The organism is Microcoleus sp. N9_B4, from assembly GCF_036701635.1.
Lineage (GTDB): Bacteria > Cyanobacteriota > Cyanobacteriia > Cyanobacteriales > Microcoleaceae > Microcoleus.
Map to the genome: position 1 here is coordinate 40,807 of NZ_JAUBRC010000026.1, position 21,522 is coordinate 62,328.

Consider the following 21,522-nt stretch of genomic DNA (forward strand, 5'->3'; position numbering starts at 1 on the left):
CACTGACTATACATGGGAAACGCTTATTACTGACGCACCCTACTATCCTCCTTTAAATGCCGAACAGCTTAACAACTGACAACTAACAACTAACAACTGCCAACTGCCAACTGCCAACTGACAACTGCCAAACCTCAGTCTAATTCATTTTGAAGAATAGTGGCGATCGCACTTTTAGCATTATCCTGAAACTCCCGAACATCCACCCTACCCAACAGCCAAACAGCCAGAATCATACCCGCCGCCGGCACAGCAAAAACTAAACCGTAAGCCAACATCGGCACCCCAAACAAACTTCTGCCCAAATCCAAAATAGCACCGCCACTAATCGTCGCCACACCACGCGCCATCGCCTGCGACAAACCCCAAGCGCCAATAAAAGTCCCAGCAGTTTCTGCAGCAGTCAAATCCAACATCAAACTCAGCGCACCCGTCGTGGTAATTCCCGAAGCTAACCCAAACAACATTAAAGCTGACTTAAACACAATTGGATTGCCCGTAAATCCAGATAAAATAATTAAAACAAAACAAGCCGCCACCGACAAACAACCTAATCTAATCGTATTTTGCTTGCCAATGCGCGGCACAATTAAAAAACCAGTTGCGCTCAAACCCAAAAGCACACCAGTACCATAAATAGCATTCAACTGAGTAGTTTGCGAAATCGACATCTTAAAAATTTCCCCGCCGTAAGGTTCCAAAACCGCATCCTGCATAAACAAACTAATTGTCATAATCAGCAGGAAAGTAAAAAACAAACCGGTTTGGCGGCTAGCAGTCAAAATCCGCAGCGCACTTCCCAGAGTAATTTTATCTTCTCGATTCACTGCGGACGATCGCACCCCGTAGCGCGAATACTTTTTCTCAACCCCAAAAGTCGCAATTCCCACCAACAGCAAAACCAGCGCCGGCACCTTCACAAACAAACCATTAATAGAAGCCTGCAACACTTCCCGCGGCACATCCCCATCAATTTGCTTCAGCAAACCGCTGCTAACAATCGCCCCAATAATAATACCAACCATCAGCATCGACCACACCACACCCACCAACTTCGATCGATCCTCCTCATCGGAAACATCCACCAACAAAGCAGCAAAAGGAGTCGAACTCGAACAAATAGCAATACCGTAAAGTGCAAAAATCAAACCCAACAAACCCACCCAACCGTAAGTAGGAGTCGTCCAACCCACAGCCTCCAAACTAGCGCCTAAGCCCCACATCACCTGCACCGCCAAAAAAGCAGAAATCACAAATAAAACGCTTCCTACCCACACATAACCCGTGCGGTGATGGCCAAACAAAGGCTTAGCATCAGACATTTGCCCAAACCACACCCTAGCCGGGGCGACAAACTGGTGCATGGCCAGCGTACCAGCGACCACAGTAGCCGGAATCGCCAACTCCTTAATCATGACGCGATTGAGTACCCCCAGCGTCAAAATCGACATCATGCCCAATCCCATCTGAAACAAACCCAACCGGAACATAGTCAGCAGGGTAACTCTTTTGATAGCAGGAGTCGCGGAATCTGTTAATCTTGAATCTGGCAAACGGTCGATCGACATAGCTACTCAAATAAACACAGCATGACTCATTTATAGTAACTGAGATACCCGCCACCAGCCGCCATTCCTCCCCAGGCTAGAAGCTCGATCGCGACTATTTATAGAAAAATAATAGACAATAAAGAATTGTGGATTTACCAACCGTGACAACCATTACCTTGGGACAAAATGGCCCAGCCGTCATTCCCCTGTGCGTCGGAACTTGGGCTTGGGGCGACAAACTATTTTGGAACTACGGCAGCAACTACGGCGCCGCCGAAGTCGAAGCAGCATTCAAAACATCCCTAGACAGCGGAGTCAACTTTTTCGACACAGCCGAAGTCTACGGTAACGGCTTGTCAGAAGAATTACTGGGGCAGTTTCTCAAAAAAACCACCCAACCCGTGCAAATAGCCACCAAATTCGGCCCCGTACCTTGGCGGATTACAGGAAAATCAGTTTCCGACGCTTTGAGTGCCAGCTTAAAACGCTTGCAAGTAGAACAAATAGCCCTCTACCAAGTGCACTGGCCCTTCACTTTTTTGCTGAGTCAAGAAACCCTAATGAACGCCTTAGCCGAGGAAGTCAAACAAGGCAGAATTCAAGCAGTAGGAGTCAGCAACTATTCCGTCGAACAGATGCGCCAAGCCCACAAAATACTAGCAGCCAGAGGCGTTCCCCTAGCAACAAATCAAGTCCGGTACTCATTGCTGTCGCGGCAAGTAGAAAAACAAGGAATTTTGAGTGCAGCCCGCGAATTGGGAGTTACAATTTTAGCGTACAGCCCCTTAGCCCAAGGATTGCTGACCGGCAAATACACAGCCCAAGAACCACCTACAGGAGCCCGCAAAATGGACTCCCGCTTCAGCCAAAGCGGCCTCGAAAAAATTGAATTAGTCATGTCCACGCTGCGAAAAATGGGCCGAAAGCGCGATCGAACTCCCGCCCAAGTTGCCCTAAACTGGTTGATATGCCAAAACGGAGTCATCCCCATTCCCGGCGCCAAAACCGCAAAACAAGCCCAAGAAAATGCAGGCGCATTAGGCTGGAGTTTAAGCCAAGATGAAGTCAACCAACTAGAATTAATGACACGTCCTTGGCGAGAATAAATTTGTTAATTGTTGACTGTTGACTTTTGACTGTTCGCTGTTCGCTGTTCGCCGTAGGTTGGGTTTTAGTTCAGTCTACCCAACTTACAGTTCACTTTCTTCTCCCCTTTTCCCTCTTCCTTCCATCCGTTACATCCGTTACAAAATCCGTTGCCGAACTTCGTCTTACTATGAAAATTTTAACTGACTGGGGCTTCACGCCCCAAGGCTGGCGCAATAACAGCCGCGGCGAATATTTAGTCCTGCTTCAAGGAGCATTGCTCACAGGATTTGCAATCTTACCAGTTTATCAACTGCCCGGATTAAAAATTGAATCAACTCAATTACTTTATATTATCTGGTTTATGGCCAGTATTCTCGGCTTAAGCGGATTAATTTTCATCATCAAAGGATTGATAGACTTAGGAAAAAACCTCACGCCTTTACCGTATCCCATAGAAAACGGACAATTAGTCCAAACAGGCATTTACGGAATAGTGAGGCATCCATTATACAGTGGCTTAATTTTCGTCGCTTTCGGCTGGGCACTTTTTCACCTCAGTATATCCCACTTAATAGCCAGCGCAATTTTACTAATATTTTTCGACATTAAAGCCAATCGCGAAGAAACATGGCTACTAGAGAAATATCCCGACTATTCAGATTACCGCCAGCGAGTCAAAAAACTAATTCCGGGCATTTATTAAAAGCTCGATCGCCCCTAAAAAAAACCGAGCGAAGTTAACAGATTGACATGAATTGTGATTTATGCTAGAAATGGCGTAATTAATTATGATTTTTAACAGCCATGCTACGTTTAAATATCAAACTGTTAAAAACAGCATTCCCCTTCGCAGCTTTATCATTATTGCTCAGCAGTTACGCTACCAACACAAACCCTTCTCAAACACCTAAAAATCTCTTTCACTTTACCAACTCTCAGACCACTACCTCACCTAGAAAACAAAAACCAAATTTAGTCGTAGCTGATGTCAACAGTGAAAAAGCAGCACTTGAATCAGTTGTCATATTAAATCTGAAAGCTTTGAATGAAGAAAATATAGAAGCTTATATGGCGACAATAGACCCAAAGTCTCCAGGATTTGAACTAACAAAAAATGCGATTGCACAAAGTTTTTCGATCTACGATTTAAATTATGTAATGAACAAATTTGATGTGGCAACCATTTCAGGCAATACAGCGATAGTTACAGTAGATCAAACGACAACAAAAATTAGAGGCCCGCAGTTCAGAAATAATAGAATGGTGTTAAGGCACCAATTCAACAAATATAATGGAAAATGGAAAATGTTTAGCTCTGAAATTCAGAAAGTTGAGTATTTAAACTAGACAATTAAGACTAACGCACGAGAAGGGTAAATTGCAATTGTCTAGACCAGGCAGAGCCGAATTAAAGACGACTAATGACTATTATTCATGCCGCCTACCATCAGGCATAATCGCCCCCTTTAAATTCGCTCCTCTCAACTGGCTACTAACCAGCAAAGCATTTCTCAGATTAGCACCCTTCAAATTAGCACTTTCCAGATTAGCCATCCACAGATTAGCACCCTCCAAATTCGCCCCTTCCAAATCAGCGTTAACGAGAAAAATACCTTTCATAAAAGCACCTCTTAAGTTAGCAGTTCTCAAATTACTGCCTCCCAAATAAGCATCCTCTAAAAACGCATTTTCTAGATTGCTTCCCTCCAAATTTGACCCAGCCAAATTGCTGCTTATCAGGTAAACCCCAGCCAAATTTGCCTGTTTCAAGTTAGCCTTTACCAAATGCGCGCTCCACAAATTCGCATCTTTCAGGTTGGCTTTTTCTAAATTGACGCCTTCCAGAAAAACTTCGCTCAAATTCGCCCCGGAAAGATTGCAACCTTGACATTCCCTCGCTGTCAGCAATTGCCGGACTTGATGCTTGACTGACGAACGGTTCGCTGCGAAAATTATTAAACCTGTAGTTGCTAAGGCAATAATACTAAAAGTTGCCAACCCGATCGCACTTACAATCTTCCTTTGTCCCGCACCTCGAAACATCCGCTTGCCGTCCCTAAAAATATTTCGATAATTGTTAGTATTTATAACCTAGTTCCTTCCTTCCCCTGCCCCTATGAAAAAACAGTTAAAATTTAAATTCCTGACGATCGCACTTATTGTAAGCTTAGCAATAATCGGTGTCGGATGCGATCGCCTTTTCAAAAAACCCTTTCAACTTCCCGCCTCAGCCAAACAAGAACCCTGGCCCATTCAAACAGGCCTCCGATCAGCCATCGTCCGCGAAAATATACCAACAGTCAACCGCGTAGTTTTAGTACCCGACGAAGCCACATTTTTAGCAGCCATCCAAAAATGGAATCTCAAAGGAAACTGGCCTATTCTCATCGAAGACAAAAAATATACGCCCATGTTTGTGCAGCGCTTTAAACCCGAAGAAATAGTCCGTTTGCCAAGCATCAAACAGCAACTGCCAAAAAATCAAAAACTCCAACAATTAATGCTGAACGCCGCCGCAGCAGCCTGGAATGCCACCGATACTCCAACCTTAAAAGCAAAATGGACACAACTCGGCTGGGAACCCCCAGGAGTAGTAATCACATCAGAAAACGACCCCGCACGCTCAGCAGCAGTGGCCTTAGCAGCCGCTCACGGCCAACCTTTAGTATTTCTAGAAGGCAACTTCGGCAAACCCAACGATACCCTCAATAACACACAGTGGAAAAATCTGCAAATAGAAATTAAAAAAGCCGTCGAATCAACCGGATATTTTTACTCTCAACTCGCAGACCCGATCGACACAATAACCATTGTACGCCAACTAGCAGTCAAATATCAATCTCCTGAAAAACCAGACGAACAACTAGCCGTTACCGACGGTTTGGGAAGGCACCCCAACGGCGAACGTTGGGCGGCTGTTGGCTGGATTTACGGCTCGGAAGTACGATCGATCTATCAAGCCATGTGTGCCATATTTCTAGACAGCCAAACAGCAATGCTTTATGACAGTTATCCCAAGGAAGGAAATTGGGCAAAATATGAAATGGAGGAAGCAGCTAGCGGACTAAAAACCATAGGTTTGAATGTTGAATTAGTGCAGAAACCCGAATCTAGCCTGGAAAAGTGGAGGAGTTTAGCCTCAAAACCGTGGACATTTGACTTAATATTAATGAATTCCAAAGGCTATCCAAAATCATTCCAAGTCGGCAACGGCGACGCTTCAGTTGAAGACATCCCAAAACTCCAATTCCCCGCAGCAATCCACATGATCCACAGTTGGTCAGCAGCAGCGCCAGATGACACAAACACCGTTGCCGGAAGGTGGCTAGAAAATGGTGCTTACGCATATATTGGCAGCGTCAACGAACCTTTTTTATCTGCCTTTATTCCACCTAAATTAATGGTCGATCGCCTAAAGCGAGGAGCACCCTTTTTAATCGCAGCACGCCAGCTAGAATCCCCTGCGTGGAAAGTCACCACCATCGGCGATCCGCTAATGTCGATCGCCAAACCCAGACCAAGAATCCCGCCCACTCAACAACCGATGTGATTGTATGCGCGAGCGAGGGATTTAAAATTGGAGATTTGAGATTTGTGGTTTGAGATTTGTGGTTGTAAGGTAAAATCTCCAATCGCCAATTCTTTAATTTGAAAGTTGTTTTGCACTGAGTTATATGATAGGGCTAGTTCACTGATGCGATCGGCATAACCACCCACACGATAAATATAGTTAATTAGCATTATTGCCAGAGTCTATCTAAGTTTGAATGTAACTGAGCATACAATCACGCCAAATCCGCCGCTCCTCAGAATCAGTCATTCCAGCCCAGCAGCCAGCCCCAAAAATTTACCCTAAAATACGCCTTAATTAAGTTGTCAATTCCCCTAAAATCACTCAAAATGAAAATAAGAAATAAATTGTAATATTTATATAACTTCTCACCGAAGAATTAACCGCTAAATGAGAGCCATCCCTCCTGTGGATCTGCCGCCACCCGGGCCAACCGCAGCAACTCCCCAAGCCTCCCGACTAAGCCCGCTATTCAACCGCCTGCATCCGAGTCCTGAAACCCTCCTGCTCATCCTCTCCCTAGTCATCGGGGGAGTTACGGGCGCAGGCGTCGTCACTTTTCACTACCTCATCCACTTCATCCACAGCCTGATGCTGGAAGACTTCATGGGGGCGATCGCGTCGAAAGGCTCTTGGACGCTAGCCTGCATTCCCACCCTCGGCGGAGTCATCATCGGGCTGATGCGGTGGCGGTTTCGGGACTTTGGCCCGAATATGTCTTCCTTAATTGCAGCCACCCGCGGCCTGCAAGAACTCTCTCCCCTCAAACCCATCACCAAAATGATGGCAGCCTCAGTTTCCCTCGGCACCGGAGCCTCCCTCGGCCCGGAAGCCCCCAGCGTCGAAATCGGCGCTAATTTTGGAATGCTGCTGGCTCAAGTCTTGCAGCTTTCCCCAGAACGGCAGCGCTTGCTCCTCGGCGCCGGAGCTGCTGCAGGTTTATCCGCCGGGTTTAACTCTCCCATCGCCGGAGTGTTCTTTGCCTTAGAAGTCGTGCTCGGCAGCACCTTCGCCACTTCGTCAGTCAGCGTTGTCTTGCTCTCCGCCGTAGTTTCCGCGCTCATCGCTCAAATCTGCTTGGGAGCTCAGCCGGCCTTTTCTTTGCCAGTCTACGATGTCCGCAGCCCCCTAGAACTGCCTCTGTACATGGGATTGGGACTTTTAGCGAGCGGAGTGTCTCTAGCCTACACAGAAGCAATTCAATTAGCCGATCGCTGTTTTCAAGGAAAAGTCCGAGGATTTGCTTGGCTCGGACGACTGCCCCGGCCGCTTCACCCGATCATCGGCGGGGCCGGAGTCGGCTTAGTCGCCCTACAATTGCCTCAAATTTTGGGTGTCGGCTACGAAACAGTCCAAGCAATGCTCCAAGATGTTAAATTTTCCTTGCCTTTGCTGTTGCTGCTGCTGTTTGTCAAACTGGCGATGACCGCAATCAGCCTCGGTAGCGGTTTAGTGGGCGGCATCTTTGCTCCGGCGATGTTTTTGGGAGCTTCCCTGGGTTCGGCTTACGGCCTCTTTTTGGAAATGCTGCCGGCAATGAGCGATCGAGTCGCTGGCCCTGCCGCCTACGCAATGGTGGGAATGGCCGCCGTCCTCGCCGGGAGCGCCCGAGCACCGCTGACAGCCATCCTCTTGATGTTTGAATTAACCCGCGATTATCGGATTGTCTTGCCTTTGATGGCAGCAGTCGGATTGAGCGTTTGGCTGGTGGAGTGGGTCAACCGCCGATCGACAGCCCACAGCCTCAACCTTCAGCAAATGGGCGTAGACGTGGCTGTCAATACACCGATCAAAGCCAGAGAACAGTTGCAAGATTGGGAAGATGTTCTGGGCGATCGCATCGTCACAGAACTGATTTCTTGCCAACTCCCCACCGACGGCGAACACAGTATCGAGGAGCCTGTGCTGGCGATCGCCAATGCACATTTGCCGGAAAATGTCAAACCATTGCCTGAAACAAAATCAGCCGTTTGACCGATCTCAAATCCCGTTGTTTCCCTACCAAACCGATCGCCTTAAAGCTAAATCTGACAACTATGATATTTATCAACCCTAAAACGGATTATGCCTTCAAAAAAATATTCGGTTCCTCAGAAAGCAAAGAGATTCTAATTAGCTTTCTCAACGCCTTAATTTATGAAGGAAATCCCACCATTCAAGACTTAGAAATTATCAACCAGAATCTGCCGAGGCAACTTGAAAGTTTAAAAGATACTTACCTCGATGTCACAGCCCAACTAGACGATGGCACCTTAGTCATTATTGAAATTCTAGTTCTCAACGTTCAATATTCTGGCAATCGGGTGTTGTACAATGCAGCCACAACCTACGCATTTCAATTGCAAAGAGGAGAAGGCTATCGAATGCTCAAGCCATTAATAGCTTTAACCATTACAGATTTTGAAATGTTTCGCAACAGCCCTAACTTAATTTCGAGATTTGTGTATAAAGAAGTTAAAAGCAATTTAAACTATCCCGAAGATGCCATGAATTTAGTGTTTATAGAATTACCTAAATTCCATAAAGAAGCAAGTCAACTAGAAACTTTGACAGATAAATGGATATATTTCATGAAATATGCCAGAATTCTCTCAGAAGTTCCCGAAACAATCGATAGCGTACCGGAAATCCACAAAGCATTCGATCTTGCCAATCAAGCCCGGTTAAGTCGGGAAGAAGTAGAAGTTTTGGAACGCAGGGAACAGTTTATTCACGATCAACAGGGGGTAATTATTAAAGCTGTTGAAGAAGCAAGACAGGCAGCAAGACAGGAAAGAATACGAAAAGAAACGCTAGCGATCGCCCGACAATTACTTTCACAGCTAGATAATGCCACGATCGCCCAAGTTACGGGGCTTAGCGTTGAAGATGTGCAGAATTTGCGCTCGACCAATTCATAGTTTAAAGTAATTGGCTACAGGAAGTGGAGCTAAACAGAGTGATGAACGATTTTTGATTATGGATTATAGGAAAAAACTATTGATTCTCGATATTGATGAAACTTTAATTTATGCTAGCGAAGCATCTCTACCTCGGCAAGCTGACTTTTTAGTAGATCCATATCACATTTACAAACGACCGTTTCTTGATGTCTTTTTGAAAAATTGCTTAGACTGGTTTGAGGTTGCAGTTTGGACATCTTCTACGCCGTCTTATGCGATCGCAATTGTGTCAGCCATCTTTGAAAATCCTAAAACTTTATCGTTTGTGTGGGCAAGCGATCGCTGCACAGTTGCTTACGATATGGAATGCTTGGAATATTACAATCGCAAAAATCTAAAAAAGGTCAAGCGCAAAGGGTATCATCTAGAGTCAATCATTGCAGTGGATGATACACCTCAAAAGTGGGAGCGCAGCTATGGCAATCTGGTGCGAGTAAACCCCTTTGAGGGGGAGGAGACGGATGATGAATTGAAGTATTTGCTGCTTTACTTGGATCAACTCAGAGAGGAAGAAAATATCCGCAGTGTCGAGAAAAGGTTCTGGCGAAATCGGCTTACCCGATCGATCGGTGAGTCCGATATCTCAAACACTTCGTCAAGTCCCATAACAAATCGATGAAGCGGACGGCATGAATATCTTGGTGCTGAGTTTGATGTTACTTGCCGTTGCCGATCGCCCACCCTCAGCCCCTCGACATCGCAGACAGTGGCGCTACCCTCAAATCTGCTCTAAAATAATCAAAAATTATAAACAACAAGCCCAGAGGCGCTGAGGTGACTCCTAACGAGGGAACGGCAAACAGCAAAAGTCAGAAAATACCCGGCAAAACCCCCTTGGGTTCTAGTTACTACGGCTTGTTAGGGCTGCATCCTTCCGCATCGCCGATCGAAATTCGGCGATCGTACCGGGAACTGAGCAAACTCTACCATCCCGATACCACCGAGCTGCCACCCGCAGTCGCCACCGCCAAATTTCAGCAGCTCAACAACGCCTACGCCACCCTCAGCAACCCAGAACGTCGCCTCGCCTACGACCTCACAATAGGCTATTCTCGCCTGAACGTGATTGGGCCACCCCCAGGCTTCAATACTCCGGTTTCGGGATCGGGCAAAAAAACTTCCAACTCCGCTTACCTAGATCCCACGGATCGACCTCTTTCCCCCGGAGAAATGTTCGCTCTGTTTATCATGGGAGCTAGCTTAATCGGATGTTTGGTACTGGCGATCGCGATCGGCTTAATTCGCGGCAATTAAAGCCTCAAATCCCAAATCTCCAATCTAAAATCGGAAATTCTCAATCCGAAATCCCCAATCTAAAATCTAAAATCTAAAATCTAAAATCCCATGACTCTTCCTTCGGCTGACACTCCTTTGTACAACCATCCACTCCCGGAAATCGAGCAGTGGCTAAAAAGCCGCGGCTGCCAGCAAGATCGGCGAGAACTCCACTGCTGGCAGATCGAGCAACTTACATGGAAAGCAGAACTCTCCCTCGATATCGACCAACTCACCGTCCGCTACATCGATGCTGGAGCCGACGGCCAAGACATTCAGCGAGCATTCAAATACTCCCTCTCACGTCAGGACATTGAAGCGGCCGTTTTCTCCGGCCCCTAATTTAATTTTAGATTTTAGATTTTAGATTTTAGATTTGTCCTCCAATCTAAAATCTAAAATCGTTATGTTGAGCAGGAGATGACCTACTTGGAAACTGAAAAATCAACCAAAAAATCTAAAATCTAAAATCCCAAATCCAAAATCGTTAGACTTTGCCAAATCGGCGGCTGCGCTTCTGATAATCAGACAAAGCGCGGTGAAACTCCGATCGATCAAAATCCGGCCACAGCGTCTCAGTAATGTAAATTTCCGAATAAGCCATTTGCCATAGCAGAAAATTGCTCAACCGCATTTCCCCACTCGTCCGGATCAGCAAATCCGGGTCACAAACATCAGCAGTATACAAATAGCGTTTAAATAAAACCTCATCAATCTCCTCCGGCTGCAACTTGCCCTCTTTCACCTGAGTGGCGATCGCCCGACAAGCTTGTACAATCTCCTGACGCCCCCCGTAATTCGTCGCCACCGTAAACAAAATCCCCTGATTGTGCTGAGTGGCCGTCACAGAACGCTCGATTTCCGCCTGCAAAGACTTCGGCAAAGCCTGCAAATTCCCCATAAATTGAATTTGCACGTCCTCGTCCACCATCTCGCGCAATTCTTGTCGCAGCTTTCCCTCAAACAAACTCATTAAAAAATCCACTTCCCCGGCCGGCCGCCCCCAATTCTCCGTCGAAAAAGCATAGGCCGTTAAAGCTGGAATCCCCCAATCTTTGCAGCAGCGCAGCAGTTCCTTGAGAGTGCTAGCTCCTCGGCGGTGTCCCGCAATCCGCGGCAACCCCTTCTTCTTAGCCCAGCGCCCGTTCCCGTCCATAATCACTGCTATGTGCTTAGGCAGTAGTTCTTGTTGCAGATCCTCCGGCAACTTTTCCAAGCAAACTCCTTGACTCATGATTTCTCCCGATTACCCGACTAACGGCGCAGTATCCGTTTTAATAGCGTCACTCCCTTCAATCCTATCTGGCGTCCGAGATTGCCGATCGGAATTGGAGCCACAACTCTTTCTCCCTCCGACGGAAACAGCTTTGCTTCCAGCAATTCCTTAAGTTTGCTGCTAGTCAAAGGTCGATTTAAAAGTCCCATCTGGGCTAAAGAAATAGAACCCGTTTCCTCGGACACCACCACGCACAGGCAAGCTTGCACCCGTTCCGTAATCCCCATCGCCGCCCGGTGGCGGGTTCCCAACTGCCGCGACGCAGTGCGATCGGACAAAGGCAAAATTACCCCCGCCGACACGATCCGCGAACCTCGAATCAAAACAGCTCCGTCGTGCAGCAAAGTTTGCGGCTGAAAGATAGTCTGCAACAATTCTTTAGAAACTTCAGCATTTAGCTTTAATCCCGGCACAGAAAAATCCCGATCGTCGATCGGAGAATCTGTTTCTATAATTAGTAAAGCGCCCGTGCGGTTTTGCGAAAGTTCTTTTACTGCGTCCACAATTTCATCTATTACGCTGTCCGGTTCGGGATTGGGTCGGCGATCGCGTCCAAACAATTGCCGAAATTCCCCCCGACCCAATTGTTCCAGAAATCGGCGAAACTCCGACTGCAATATTACCGCCATTGCCACAGCCGAACCAGTCACCAAGCTATTGAGGGCAACGTGCAACAGCCTCAATCCTGCCCAGTTGCTCACCGCCGCCGCCAGCATCAAAATGATAAATCCCCTTACCATCCACAGCGTTCTGCGCTCGCCAACAATGACGAGCACCAAATACGCAAGGGCAAAAACCAGTCCAATATCGATCCCTTGAATCAATAAGGACTGAACGAGGGCCAAGTCAAAGCCAGATTGTTGATTGTTCATGGTTCATCGAACGCTACCGCCTGTGAACCGCGAACCGTGATGCACTCGAACCCGTGAACCATGAACAGTTGTTATAAGGAATACGCTGAAAATCCCCGTGTTTTTAGAGCGGGGAGTGTCAATCCAATCGTGTGACTGAACAAGGCAAAAGTTAAAAGTGAAAAGGCAATCATCACTAAGTAAACATGGATTGTCTTTCTTTTAACTTTTAACTTTTAACTTCTAAGTTTTTACTTTTGAGCTCCGAGTCGTTCAGGAAGGCGGTCAAGCCTCAGCAAATCCTGGTAAGTTTCCCGCTGTATAATCGTGTTAACTTCCCCATTTCTCACTAAAACCGCTGCCGGTCTGGGTACTCGGTTATAGTTAGAAGCCATACTGTAATTGTATGCCCCTGTGGCCGTAACCGCGAGGACATCTCCGGTCTGACACTCGGGCAATTTGGCATCTTTAATCAGAACATCGCCTGATTCGCAGTGTTTCCCAGCAATTGTCACTGTTTCCGTTAAGGGAGCAGACATTTTACCGGCTGCGAGGACTCGATAAACTGATTGATAGGTAATAGGACGCGGATTGTCGGACATCCCTCCATCCACAGCTAAATAAGTCCGCATTCCCGGAATGACTTTTTGAGAGCCAACGGTATAAGCAGTGACGCAGGCTGTACCGACGAGCGATCGACCCGGTTCGCAAAGCAATTTTGGTAATGGCAATTGCTGCCGCTCGCAAGCTGCTACCACTGCGGAGCAAATTGTACGAGCCCAATCTTCAATGCTGGGAGGATCGTCCGCTTCAGTATAGCGAATGCCCAACCCGCCGCCAATATTAATTTCTGTCGCTGGCAAATCATAACTCTGTGCTTTAGTCAAGGCCTGAACTATGACTTCGGCTAAATCGTCATGGGGTTGCAGTTCAAAAATCTGAGAGCCGATGTGAGCGTGTACTCCCACGCAAAATAACGACGATTGTTGGCTGATGAATTTAAATACTCGATCGAGTGAATTAGGATCAAAGCCAAATTTACTATCGATTTGACCCGTCTGAATGTACTCGTGGGTGTGACACTCAATTCCAGGAGTAAACCGCACCATAACTCGTGTCGGCCCACCTGTGAGGCTGCTGACACCCAATTCTCCCAACTCTGCTAGAGTCTCTAAATCCCGCCAATTGTCGGCTACGGTAATGCAGCCGCTTTCGACAGCTAGCTGTAGTTCCTCGCGGGACTTGTTATTACCGTGGAAGTAGATTTTGTCGGGACTGACGCCGGCTTGCAGTGCAGTGTGGATTTCCCCGGCGGATACGACATCTATGCCTAAACCTTCGGAAGCTGCGATCGCGCAAACTGCCAAACAACTCCAAGCTTTAGAAGCATAGAGCACTTGAGATTCGCCCGGATAGTAACGCTTAAAAGCATCCCGGTACTGGGTGCAAGCCGCCCGCAGCGTTTCTTCGTCTAAAATGTACAACGGCGAGCCAAATTGCTCCACCAAAGCTGTCACCTCGCAGCCTCCGATTTCCAACCGATCGCTACTGTTAACACTGGCTGTCAGCGGTAACAGTTCTTGATTGGGCGATCGAGTTTGCAGGGCTTGTTGAGACTCAGACAGATACTTAAGTCCCGATTCCACCCCGAAAGATTGAGTTGATACCATCGCGCAATAACTATCCTTACGGTCTTTCCCAGTGTACAATTGACGGCAAGCAATTGGGTCATAAGCGCCCAGATTGATGCTTTTGAGTAATTTTAAAATCTAAAATCTAAAATCTAAAATCCCCTGTGCGTTTTATAGAAATTAAACATCTCGCCCCAGAACACCTGCCTGACGCCGTAGAACTCGATCGACTTTGTTTTGGGGGACTTTGGGCGATCGAAGGCTACAGGCGCGAATTAGACAGTCCTAACAGCGATTTATTAGGTCTTTGGACGTGGGAAACTGAGGACTGTGAATCAGGTCAACATGGGGCGGACACGCACCCCGTACAAAACCGCGCGGGCACGCACCATCCACCGCCCCTACAGATTCCGCCAACTCTCATTGGTATCGGTTGTTTGTGGGCGATTTTAGAAGAAGCTCACATTATAATGCTGGCAATTCATCCTCAGTTTCAAGGTCAGGGTTTGGGACAAGCTCTGCTTTTGGCTTTGCTAAAATCGGCTTGCGACAGACAATTAGAACGATCGACTTTAGAAGTGCGGGACTCGAATTTAGCGGCAGTTTACCTGTACAAAAAATTTGGTTTTAAAGAGGCTGGACGGCGCAAGCGATACTACGAAGACACGGGAGAAGATGCTCTGGTGATGTGGCGCAGCGGTCAGGAAAAACCGGAATTTCAGCGATATTTGGCGGTTGAGAAAGTGCAGATGTGCGATCGGCTTCATCAGAAAAACTGGCATTTGGCGATCGATAGTTGTGAGTTTTGAATGTAATTTATTGCGCCTTTAAGTTGTATTGACGAATAATTGGTTACTCCATATCAATTTAGTTTAAAATCCTCATAGGGAATCAACCTCAGCATGGGAAGAAACATCAGCCTGCCCGGCCATACTTACCGCTTTGCTTCGCGCTTCGATAATTTGACCGATCTCGCGCCCCAAGCTTGGTTGACGTTCAATCATCGTATTTACAGGATCTGAGTCGATGACAAGAACTTGCAAATCGTCAACGGCAGCGATGGATAGCGGACTCGGTTCCCCACTAAACAGTGCCCTCTCGCCAAAAAACTCACCGCCCAAGATAGTCATTATCTCATGCCCCCCAGCCAGGGAGACTGAATGAACATAGCAGCGAGGATTAGCAATCCACTTAAGGGGTTGTTGACGAAAATGACCTGACTAATTCCCCGGAAAGTGGCGTTGATGAAATCCAGCAGGGGTTGATTGGCAAGGCGCTGATTGAGGGCTTGCATCGTACCCAGTCCCGATAGAAGTCCCTTCGGCTTCTGGAGGGAGGGTTCCGGTGCCAAAATCCGCGAAATAAGTTCGTGTAAGGGTAATGGCTCGTCGGTTGTGGTGGCCATAGAATGAGGCTTGCTCATGGGTTTGTCGGTTTTGAGCAAATAAATTAAGGGGGTTTTCCGCCTAAATGCAGCGGTTTAAGGCGCAATCTTTAAATTTGCCAAATTCCACTCAAATTACAGATAACGCAATATAAACCCTAGCATAAGACTGGCCCGCGCTCGCAAACGTAACGAATGATGTTGTACTATAACGAACCCGGTTGATAACCCATAAATTCTGTCTGGGACTAAGCCATTTTTTCAGATTCGGCTTCAGTCATGAAACTGCTGCGCTCCACTTCGTATTTGCCATATATCTTGTCATTTTTCGACCCTTCTTTTCTCCAGCTTTGTGAGAAATCCCGGCCTATAACCCTAAAGTTCGTCCAGCTTCAGATCGTCAATATAAAGCAAGAAGAAACCACCAAACACTGATAGTACGGCCCGCAAAAATGGTTGCATCGGAATTTTGTAAAAGAAACCCCATACACCGCACCAACATAAGATGATTGCAATAAGAGTATAAATAGTAGACAAGCTGGGATACTTATTTTTGAATTTATGAAATACTTTCTCCCTAAAATTCATAGCCTCGAAAGGTTTTTCTGAAGGAGTTTTTCTCCCAAATAACAACTCCTTCAAGGATAGGTCGTCTAAGAGAAGCATTATCATGCCAAGCGCTAACAAACTAAGATAGTGCAGAATAACTTCTGTAGAAAATTCAGGGGCGCGTGTTTCTAACAAATTTTCTCCACCAGCCCATGAGTCTAATATAGTGAAAGAGCCAGTCCAGATAGCAATGATGTTGAAAAATACGTAGAAAATGTGAAAATTGGGATATTTTTCCTTGAGGTAATCGAAAAACCTCTCTCGCCTGCCGGAACGACGAGGACGCTTTTTTTGCAAGTCTTCAACGGCGGCTTGAACGGGTCTTTGAGGTTGCATATTAGGTTCTTCCATGATAGTCAGTTTGTAAGGATAAATTTTTCGCGATACAACATATTCTGAATAGATTCTGCCTGATTCTGTTGGTTCATCTTTTTTTAAATTGCGTTAGGTTTCAATGATTTTCAGATGCTCCTCAAAAAGGGGGCCCAAGAGTAGAGGGTATAGATATGTTGAGATGTAGTCATGGTTTTAACATTTTTGGTAGTTGATAATGACAGAACTTACAAACAGAATGAGAACGAATCAGAATCTTTTTCCGTAGTCATCCATAATGTAGAGGAGATTAGTTTCAGTGTCAATGTTGCTATTTTCCTTCTTGTCACGAGCAGCACTTCAATGAAACGATTCCAGGTCAACGGCTGTCCTCTCATGCGATCGCATTTCAGTAAGCCAAAGCTTTTCTCCCCAAGAGGTCATCACCATTTTAGTAGAAAAGCAGACCTCAAGGTCATAAAAAAGTTGGCATCTATTTATTTATTTGTGACCCCATCTTCCAGAGACTTATACTTCGACCCATCAGGCATAACAGCACCTGCGAGCAAAGCACCACTCAGGTCAGAAATGCTAACTTTAGCACCTTTGAGATTTGCACCACTTAGGTAGGCACTATTCAGATTAATACCACTCAAACTAGCATTCGTCAAATTGACGCCGCTCATATTTGCGTTACTCAAGTCCGCACAAATTAAATTAGCGTCACTGAGGTTGGCGCTACTGAGATTAACCTGACTCAAGCGAGCAAAACTCAGGTTGGCATGACTGAGATTAGCACCACTCAATTTAGCCTGACTGAGGTTAGCATTATTCAGGTTAGCATGGCTCAGATTGGCACTACTGAGGTCGGATTCACTCAATTTGGATTCACTCAGATTTGCATTAGGGAGATTGATTGCTACCAACTCTGCACCAATAGCATCTACGCCTCTGAGAGAAACACCATCTTCATTCAAATCTTGGAGTGCCAGAATTCTTGCATAGCTAACTTTTACGCCGTGTGCTGCATCAACCGTACTCCAAGCTTGGTAATGAAATTGCTTCCGGCGATCGGGAGCTTCCTTAATGAATAAAATTAAAGCAACGACCATACTAAGAGCATCAACACTCTGCAAAATCTCTCCAATCAAAGAATTGTCGTCTGCCGCCACATAAATTATGATGAATAGAACTGCTGAAACAATAGCGACTAACCAGGCAGGTTGTGCCCAAAAATTATCAATGAATTTTCCTAAAATTCCTTTGAGAACTTCACCCAAGCGCTGAATGAGTGATTGACCCTGAAATTGCTGATAACTATCAGTTATTTTCGAGAGCATTTTTTGGATAACTTCACCATCCAACTGAATTGATACTAAAGGCTTTTTTTCTTCCTCGGTTGGTGGCGCGATCGGCTTAGATTCGTTCAGTAATTGTGTCTGTGATTCTTGTGGCTGATGGTGGATGACATCTTTTTTATCTGCGACAACATTTGGTGAAGAATCTGCACCTGCGCCTTTTAACATCAAACCTGTAATTGCTCTGTAGGCATCTGTCCACGCCAGCTTTACTTCGGGAGTCCAATCTTCTTGGAGATACTGCTCAAAAGCCATCAGCAGTGCGTCTCCAACTGGCCCATAATATTTGGGGATTACCCCATAGCCGATGTGTCTGCCTCCCAAAGCATTGAGAACAGGCCCTAAAGCTTCTGGAGAGCGGAGATTTTCTACTACCAATACCAAAGCATTTATGAGCTTTTTCTGTTGTTTTTCTAGCTCAATATTGGCAAAGAGTGGTTTAAATTCAGGGTGAGCGATGAACAGGTTTTCGTAGAAGCTAGCGGCAAATTCATCAGCACGAGGTTTGACTTTCTCAAAACTGCTTTCCAGTACCTCTACGGCTAATTTGGGTTCTTTTTCTGGAACTGACTCTAGTTGGTGATGAGCTGATATAGTTACCTGTTTTTTTGGAATTATCTCTGTTTCTAATTGAACTTTTTCTGGTGTAGAAACTACACCTGCGCCTTTTAACATCAAAGCAGTAATTGCTCTGTAGGCATCTGTCCACGCCAGCTTTACTTCGGAAGTCCAATCTTGCTGGAGACACTGCTCAAAAGCACTCAGCAGTGCGTCTCCAACTGGACCGTAATATTTGGGAATTACTCCATAACCGATGTGTCTGCCTCCCAGTGCGTTGAGAACTGGCCCTAAAGCCTCTGGAGAACGGAGATTTTCTACTACTAAAACCAGAGCACTTATGAGCTTTTTCTGTTGCTTTTCCATATCAGTTTTGGCAAACAGCGGTTTCAACTCTGGGTGAGTGGTAAACAAATTTTCGTAGAAGCTAGCAGCAAATTCATCAGCACGAGGTTTGATTTTCTCGAAACTTTGCTCTAAAAGTTCAACATTTAAAGACATATTTTTGTTTTTCTGTTGAAAGTTGACGATCCCTTGTCTTTAGACAGGGTTTTTTAACTATCCACCTGTGATGAATGCTTTTGATAGAGTGTTGAGAACCTAAGAGTTTTTTGCTGACGGCAGGGCCCGACATTACAAACTTAAATTTTCCAACTCTTGCCACAGGGTAGCCATAAACTCCTCTGCATCGTTGATGCCCATTTCTCCTAAAGCTTTCCACTCTTCACTGGTGTAATCTAAATCGAGTCCCATCACGTCTTGAGTCCAATAGGGCAAATTAGATGGGTTTTCCATTAGGTCACAGGTTATTTTTAAGATGTCTGTTCCGGTCGTCTTTTGTCTAGCTTTTGTCGCTAAGCAAAAGGAGAGCAATTTGGCCAAATTACTTTGTGGTGGAATGGCTATTAAAAATGCCATGTTTTGTGCTAGTACAAACTTGTCTAATTTCATTGGTGTATTTTCCTTGGTTAATCTTTAGGGCTATCTGAAAGCAAACTTGCCGGACGATGCACAGACGTTTCCGAAACTATATGGGGAATTTTGCCGTTAGTATCATCTTCTCGTCCGATTTCAATACCTTTGGGAATAGCAGCAAGTTTGATGCCTTCTGTGTCAAACCGTCCCTGAATCATGCGGATAATGTCTGAGTGAACTGTCCAAAAATCCTCTTTGTTTACCCACCCATCGGCCTTGACACTGATGTAATAGTCTTCAATGCTCCACACTTGGGTGTTGGGGGCTGGAGCTGCCAAAACTTTGGGATGCGATTTAATAATTTCTACTAGCAATTGCTCTACCTTCGCCAGGTTTTCCTCAAAGTCAATCCGCAACCAGTGTGTAAATTTACGAATTCGATCGTGACTCAGGTTTTCGATAGTCTCGCCCCAAACTGTGTTGTTGGGAACGTTAAACATCTGACCGTCAAGACCTTTAATTTTCGTGTTAGCTAAGGTGATAGACTCTACCCACCCCCAAAGTTCGCCGAGTTTGATTTCGTCACCGACATCGAAGGGCTTGTAAGCCATAATCATCAAGCCGCTGGCTATGTTACCCAGGTTGCTTTGCAGCGCGAACGCCAAAATGAAACTCAAACCCCCAACCAGGGCTAAAACTGGACCGAGGCTGACTTCCAGCGCTGTCAGAGCCACTAGAAACCCGATAACCACCCCGCCCCGCTTGACGAGCATGACGATAAATTTACGCATGATTCTCGATGTGCCGCCGAATAGCGCCAGCAGTCGGTTGAGGATGGCGCCGAGGATTTGAGAGACAATGACGGAAACAATCACAATCCCGACGAACTTCCCTGCATTTCCCGCCCAGCGCAGCCCACCTTCTTCTGCTTTGGCCCAAGCCAGAAGCCGCACGCCCAAACCTTGGGTATCTTTGGTATCCACGTCGATACTCATAACTGCTTTAGTGTACTGGCGGTAGGGCTTGGGATCGCCACCTTTTTTCTCCAGTTCTTCTAAGATGGCGTTAAAGCGATCGTTGATCGCCGTTAGCTGCGACTGAAGTTCGGTAACAGTCACTACGAGTTGGTTCTTTGCCTTGGACTCAGCATCGGTACTCTTTTGCAAATTATCGGTGGTTTTTTTGAGATCCTGTTGTTTTTGTTGGAGGTTCTGTTGGTTGTTGACGACTCCTGGGGAACCTGCAACTTTTTCCTCCCCGTTGTTTTTAATTTCGGTGTTTTCAACCGAGGCTGTGGCGTTGTCGAGTTCCTGGGACGATTTCTCTGTACCAGCCCCAAGCTCTTTGAGCAGTTGTTTGATGGCTTCGTGTGCTTTTTCGACCTGCTGGGTGGCTTGCTCGGATTCGGGTGAATCGGGCTTGGCACCTGTTTGAGCTTTTTGGGCATCCTCGAATTCTTTGAGCGCTGCTTCTAGTTTTTCGATCGTTTTGGTAGCCTCTTGATAAGCTGGAGATCCAGCAACGGTCTTATCTCGATCGGCCTTTATCTTATCGAGAGTTTGTTTGGCTGTTTCTAGGTCGCCTGTTTTTTGAGCTTTTTCCAGCGTCTTACTGGATGTCTCGTCTTGTTTTAATTCGGCTTTGGTTGTTTTCGCTTTCTCGACTGCTGACTGGGCTTTTTTGAGGCTTTCTTTGGCTTCTTCTACTTTTTTCGTTCCTTCTAGATATTGCGGTGAACCAGGAGCAGCACCTTTTTGAGCTTGCTCGGCTGCTTCGAGGGCTTTTTTGGCTTGGACTAGGGCATCAGTGCCTTCTTGTTGTTGGCTGATGGCTTGATTCTCGCGCTTGATGGTAACTTCAGCTTCGCTGATTTCGTGGGCTTTTTTTTGGAGTACAAGCATCCACGCCGCTGCCTCGTCTCGGAGTTCTTCCAGAGTTAGCGGCTTAACGAGGATTTTCAGTTCATCAACGGGAATATTCAGGTCTTTGGTAGTTGTTGCTGCTTTGGGGTCGGCTGGTTTCTCTGGTTCAACTTGTTCCAGCTTTGGAGTGTTAGCATCTTTAGCTTGCTCTTGCTCTTGCTCCTGCGATCGCACTGGAGTCGTCCATACCACGCCAACACAAACGACTGCTGTCAGGATAATTGCTCGAATTTTATAACGTGACATTTGCTACATTCTCCCAATTTTGAAATTTAACAA

21 protein-coding genes are annotated in these 21,522 nt (G+C 46.1%); 10 read left to right on the forward strand and 11 right to left on the reverse strand.

Going from position 1 to position 21,522, the window contains the following annotated elements; all coding sequences use genetic code 11:
• Nucleotides 1-134: 134 nt before the first annotated feature.
• Complete coding sequence (locus QUA43_RS18140; RefSeq protein ID WP_333375727.1) at nucleotides 135-1,568, reverse strand: BCD family MFS transporter; 1,434 nt, start codon at nucleotides 1,566-1,568, stop codon at nucleotides 135-137.
• A 143-nt stretch (nucleotides 1,569-1,711) separates the two neighbouring features.
• On the opposite strand from QUA43_RS18140, the gene QUA43_RS18145 reads away from it, so the two are divergent.
• The 3 genes from QUA43_RS18145 to QUA43_RS18155 all read left to right on the forward strand — a co-directional run bounded on the left by QUA43_RS18145 (nucleotide 1,712) and on the right by QUA43_RS18155 (nucleotide 3,986).
• Nucleotides 1,712-2,656 (forward strand): aldo/keto reductase, encoded by a 945-nt coding sequence (locus QUA43_RS18145; protein WP_333375776.1) that lies wholly within the window; start codon nucleotides 1,712-1,714, stop codon nucleotides 2,654-2,656.
• Nucleotides 2,657-2,826: 170 nt separating this feature from the next.
• Nucleotides 2,827-3,342: an isoprenylcysteine carboxylmethyltransferase family protein gene (locus tag QUA43_RS18150; protein WP_333375728.1), complete on the forward strand. Its 516-nt coding sequence runs from the start codon at nucleotides 2,827-2,829 to the stop codon at nucleotides 3,340-3,342.
• Nucleotides 3,343-3,443: 101 nt separating this feature from the next.
• Nucleotides 3,444-3,986, forward strand: a complete 543-nt coding sequence (locus QUA43_RS18155) for a hypothetical protein (RefSeq protein WP_333375729.1) — start codon at nucleotides 3,444-3,446, stop codon at nucleotides 3,984-3,986.
• Between the two features lie 81 nt (nucleotides 3,987-4,067).
• Here QUA43_RS18155 and QUA43_RS18160 read toward each other — a convergent pair whose 3' ends face one another.
• The gene (locus tag QUA43_RS18160) at nucleotides 4,068-4,682 is read right to left on the reverse strand and encodes a pentapeptide repeat-containing protein (protein ID WP_333375730.1); all 615 of its coding nucleotides are present in this window, start codon (nucleotides 4,680-4,682) and stop codon (nucleotides 4,068-4,070) included.
• Nucleotides 4,683-4,755: 73 nt separating this feature from the next.
• Here QUA43_RS18160 and QUA43_RS18165 point away from each other — a divergent pair, with 73 nt between their 5' ends.
• The 6 genes from QUA43_RS18165 to QUA43_RS18190 all read left to right on the forward strand — a co-directional run bounded on the left by QUA43_RS18165 (nucleotide 4,756) and on the right by QUA43_RS18190 (nucleotide 10,769).
• Nucleotides 4,756-6,189, forward strand: a complete 1,434-nt coding sequence (locus QUA43_RS18165; protein ID WP_333375731.1) for a hypothetical protein — start codon at nucleotides 4,756-4,758, stop codon at nucleotides 6,187-6,189.
• Nucleotides 6,190-6,600: 411 nt separating this feature from the next.
• On the forward strand, nucleotides 6,601-8,184 hold the full coding sequence (locus tag QUA43_RS18170) for a chloride channel protein (RefSeq protein WP_333375732.1): 1,584 nt from the start codon (nucleotides 6,601-6,603) through the stop codon (nucleotides 8,182-8,184).
• A 62-nt stretch (nucleotides 8,185-8,246) separates the two neighbouring features.
• Nucleotides 8,247-9,110 carry an Rpn family recombination-promoting nuclease/putative transposase gene (locus QUA43_RS18175; RefSeq protein WP_333375733.1) on the forward strand — a complete coding sequence of 288 codons (864 nt, stop codon included), beginning with the start codon at nucleotides 8,247-8,249 and terminating at the stop codon, nucleotides 9,108-9,110.
• Between the two features lie 58 nt (nucleotides 9,111-9,168).
• A complete protein-coding gene (locus QUA43_RS18180; RefSeq protein ID WP_333375734.1) occupies nucleotides 9,169-9,771 on the forward strand; it encodes an HAD family hydrolase in 603 nt (200 codons plus the stop codon).
• Between the two features lie 155 nt (nucleotides 9,772-9,926).
• Nucleotides 9,927-10,406: a J domain-containing protein gene (locus tag QUA43_RS18185; protein WP_333375735.1), complete on the forward strand. Its 480-nt coding sequence runs from the start codon at nucleotides 9,927-9,929 to the stop codon at nucleotides 10,404-10,406.
• Between the two features lie 90 nt (nucleotides 10,407-10,496).
• Entirely contained in the window at nucleotides 10,497-10,769 is a 273-nt protein-coding gene (locus QUA43_RS18190) for a DUF3143 domain-containing protein (protein ID WP_333039717.1), read from the forward strand.
• A 145-nt stretch (nucleotides 10,770-10,914) separates the two neighbouring features.
• On the opposite strand, the gene QUA43_RS18195 is transcribed toward QUA43_RS18190, so the two are convergent.
• The 3 genes from QUA43_RS18195 to lysA form a co-directional block, all read right to left on the reverse strand.
• The gene (locus QUA43_RS18195) at nucleotides 10,915-11,661 is read right to left on the reverse strand and encodes an isoprenyl transferase (RefSeq protein WP_333375736.1); all 747 of its coding nucleotides are present in this window, start codon (nucleotides 11,659-11,661) and stop codon (nucleotides 10,915-10,917) included.
• A gap of 20 nt (nucleotides 11,662-11,681) precedes the next feature.
• Complete coding sequence (gene cdaA, locus QUA43_RS18200) at nucleotides 11,682-12,575, reverse strand: diadenylate cyclase CdaA (protein ID WP_333375737.1); 894 nt, start codon at nucleotides 12,573-12,575, stop codon at nucleotides 11,682-11,684.
• A 230-nt stretch (nucleotides 12,576-12,805) separates the two neighbouring features.
• On the reverse strand, nucleotides 12,806-14,224 hold the full coding sequence (gene lysA, locus QUA43_RS18205; RefSeq protein ID WP_333375738.1) for a diaminopimelate decarboxylase: 1,419 nt from the start codon (nucleotides 14,222-14,224) through the stop codon (nucleotides 12,806-12,808).
• Nucleotides 14,225-14,349: 125 nt separating this feature from the next.
• Between lysA and rimI the strand changes: the two genes are divergently transcribed.
• Nucleotides 14,350-14,994 (forward strand): ribosomal protein S18-alanine N-acetyltransferase, encoded by a 645-nt coding sequence (gene rimI / locus QUA43_RS18210; protein WP_333375739.1) that lies wholly within the window; start codon nucleotides 14,350-14,352, stop codon nucleotides 14,992-14,994.
• Between the two features lie 72 nt (nucleotides 14,995-15,066).
• Here the strand turns inward: rimI and QUA43_RS18215 are convergent, their stop codons facing one another.
• The 6 genes from QUA43_RS18215 to QUA43_RS18240 form a co-directional block, all read right to left on the reverse strand.
• Nucleotides 15,067-15,315 carry a cyclic nucleotide-binding domain-containing protein gene (locus QUA43_RS18215; protein ID WP_333375740.1) on the reverse strand — a complete coding sequence of 83 codons (249 nt, stop codon included), beginning with the start codon at nucleotides 15,313-15,315 and terminating at the stop codon, nucleotides 15,067-15,069.
• Entirely contained in the window at nucleotides 15,315-15,608 is a 294-nt protein-coding gene (locus QUA43_RS18220; RefSeq protein WP_333375741.1) for an urea transporter, read from the reverse strand. The genes QUA43_RS18215 and QUA43_RS18220 overlap by 1 nt, the downstream gene beginning before the upstream one ends.
• Before the next feature lie 336 nt (nucleotides 15,609-15,944).
• Nucleotides 15,945-16,529, reverse strand: coding sequence for a hypothetical protein (locus QUA43_RS18225; RefSeq protein WP_333375742.1), 585 nt, complete (start codon nucleotides 16,527-16,529; stop codon nucleotides 15,945-15,947).
• A 458-nt stretch (nucleotides 16,530-16,987) separates the two neighbouring features.
• Nucleotides 16,988-18,907, reverse strand: coding sequence for a globin domain-containing protein (locus tag QUA43_RS18230; protein WP_333375743.1), 1,920 nt, complete (start codon nucleotides 18,905-18,907; stop codon nucleotides 16,988-16,990).
• Between the two features lie 132 nt (nucleotides 18,908-19,039).
• A complete protein-coding gene (locus tag QUA43_RS18235; RefSeq protein WP_333375744.1) occupies nucleotides 19,040-19,201 on the reverse strand; it encodes a hypothetical protein in 162 nt (53 codons plus the stop codon).
• Between the two features lie 173 nt (nucleotides 19,202-19,374).
• The gene (locus QUA43_RS18240; protein ID WP_333375745.1) at nucleotides 19,375-21,489 is read right to left on the reverse strand and encodes a mechanosensitive ion channel domain-containing protein; all 2,115 of its coding nucleotides are present in this window, start codon (nucleotides 21,487-21,489) and stop codon (nucleotides 19,375-19,377) included.
• Nucleotides 21,490-21,522: the final 33 nt, after the last annotated feature.

Excerpts from the sequence above, each read along its gene's own strand:
- QUA43_RS18225 (WP_333375742.1), bottom strand. The coding sequence starts at position 16,529 with ATGGAAGAACCTAATATGCAACCTCAAAGACCCGTTCAAGCCGCCGTT.
- QUA43_RS18240 (WP_333375745.1), bottom strand. The coding sequence starts at position 21,489 with ATGTCACGTTATAAAATTCGAGCAATTATCCTGACAGCAGTCGTTTGT.
- QUA43_RS18155 (WP_333375729.1), top strand. The coding sequence starts at position 3,444 with ATGCTACGTTTAAATATCAAACTGTTAAAAACAGCATTCCCCTTCGCA.
- QUA43_RS18150 (WP_333375728.1), top strand. The coding sequence starts at position 2,827 with ATGAAAATTTTAACTGACTGGGGCTTCACGCCCCAAGGCTGGCGCAAT.
- QUA43_RS18190 (WP_333039717.1), top strand. The coding sequence starts at position 10,497 with ATGACTCTTCCTTCGGCTGACACTCCTTTGTACAACCATCCACTCCCG.
- QUA43_RS18170 (WP_333375732.1), top strand. The coding sequence starts at position 6,601 with ATGAGAGCCATCCCTCCTGTGGATCTGCCGCCACCCGGGCCAACCGCA.
- cdaA (WP_333375737.1), bottom strand. The coding sequence starts at position 12,575 with ATGAACAATCAACAATCTGGCTTTGACTTGGCCCTCGTTCAGTCCTTA.
- QUA43_RS18175 (WP_333375733.1), top strand. The coding sequence starts at position 8,247 with ATGATATTTATCAACCCTAAAACGGATTATGCCTTCAAAAAAATATTC.
- QUA43_RS18165 (WP_333375731.1), top strand. The coding sequence starts at position 4,756 with ATGAAAAAACAGTTAAAATTTAAATTCCTGACGATCGCACTTATTGTA.
- QUA43_RS18215 (WP_333375740.1), bottom strand. The coding sequence starts at position 15,315 with ATGACTATCTTGGGCGGTGAGTTTTTTGGCGAGAGGGCACTGTTTAGT.
- QUA43_RS18220 (WP_333375741.1), bottom strand. The coding sequence starts at position 15,608 with ATGAGCAAGCCTCATTCTATGGCCACCACAACCGACGAGCCATTACCC.
- QUA43_RS18140 (WP_333375727.1), bottom strand. The coding sequence starts at position 1,568 with ATGTCGATCGACCGTTTGCCAGATTCAAGATTAACAGATTCCGCGACT.
- lysA (WP_333375738.1), bottom strand. The coding sequence starts at position 14,224 with ATGGTATCAACTCAATCTTTCGGGGTGGAATCGGGACTTAAGTATCTG.
- QUA43_RS18235 (WP_333375744.1), bottom strand. The coding sequence starts at position 19,201 with ATGGAAAACCCATCTAATTTGCCCTATTGGACTCAAGACGTGATGGGA.
- QUA43_RS18230 (WP_333375743.1), bottom strand. The coding sequence starts at position 18,907 with ATGTCTTTAAATGTTGAACTTTTAGAGCAAAGTTTCGAGAAAATCAAA.
- QUA43_RS18160 (WP_333375730.1), bottom strand. The coding sequence starts at position 4,682 with ATGTTTCGAGGTGCGGGACAAAGGAAGATTGTAAGTGCGATCGGGTTG.
- QUA43_RS18195 (WP_333375736.1), bottom strand. The coding sequence starts at position 11,661 with ATGAGTCAAGGAGTTTGCTTGGAAAAGTTGCCGGAGGATCTGCAACAA.
- QUA43_RS18180 (WP_333375734.1), top strand. The coding sequence starts at position 9,169 with ATGGATTATAGGAAAAAACTATTGATTCTCGATATTGATGAAACTTTA.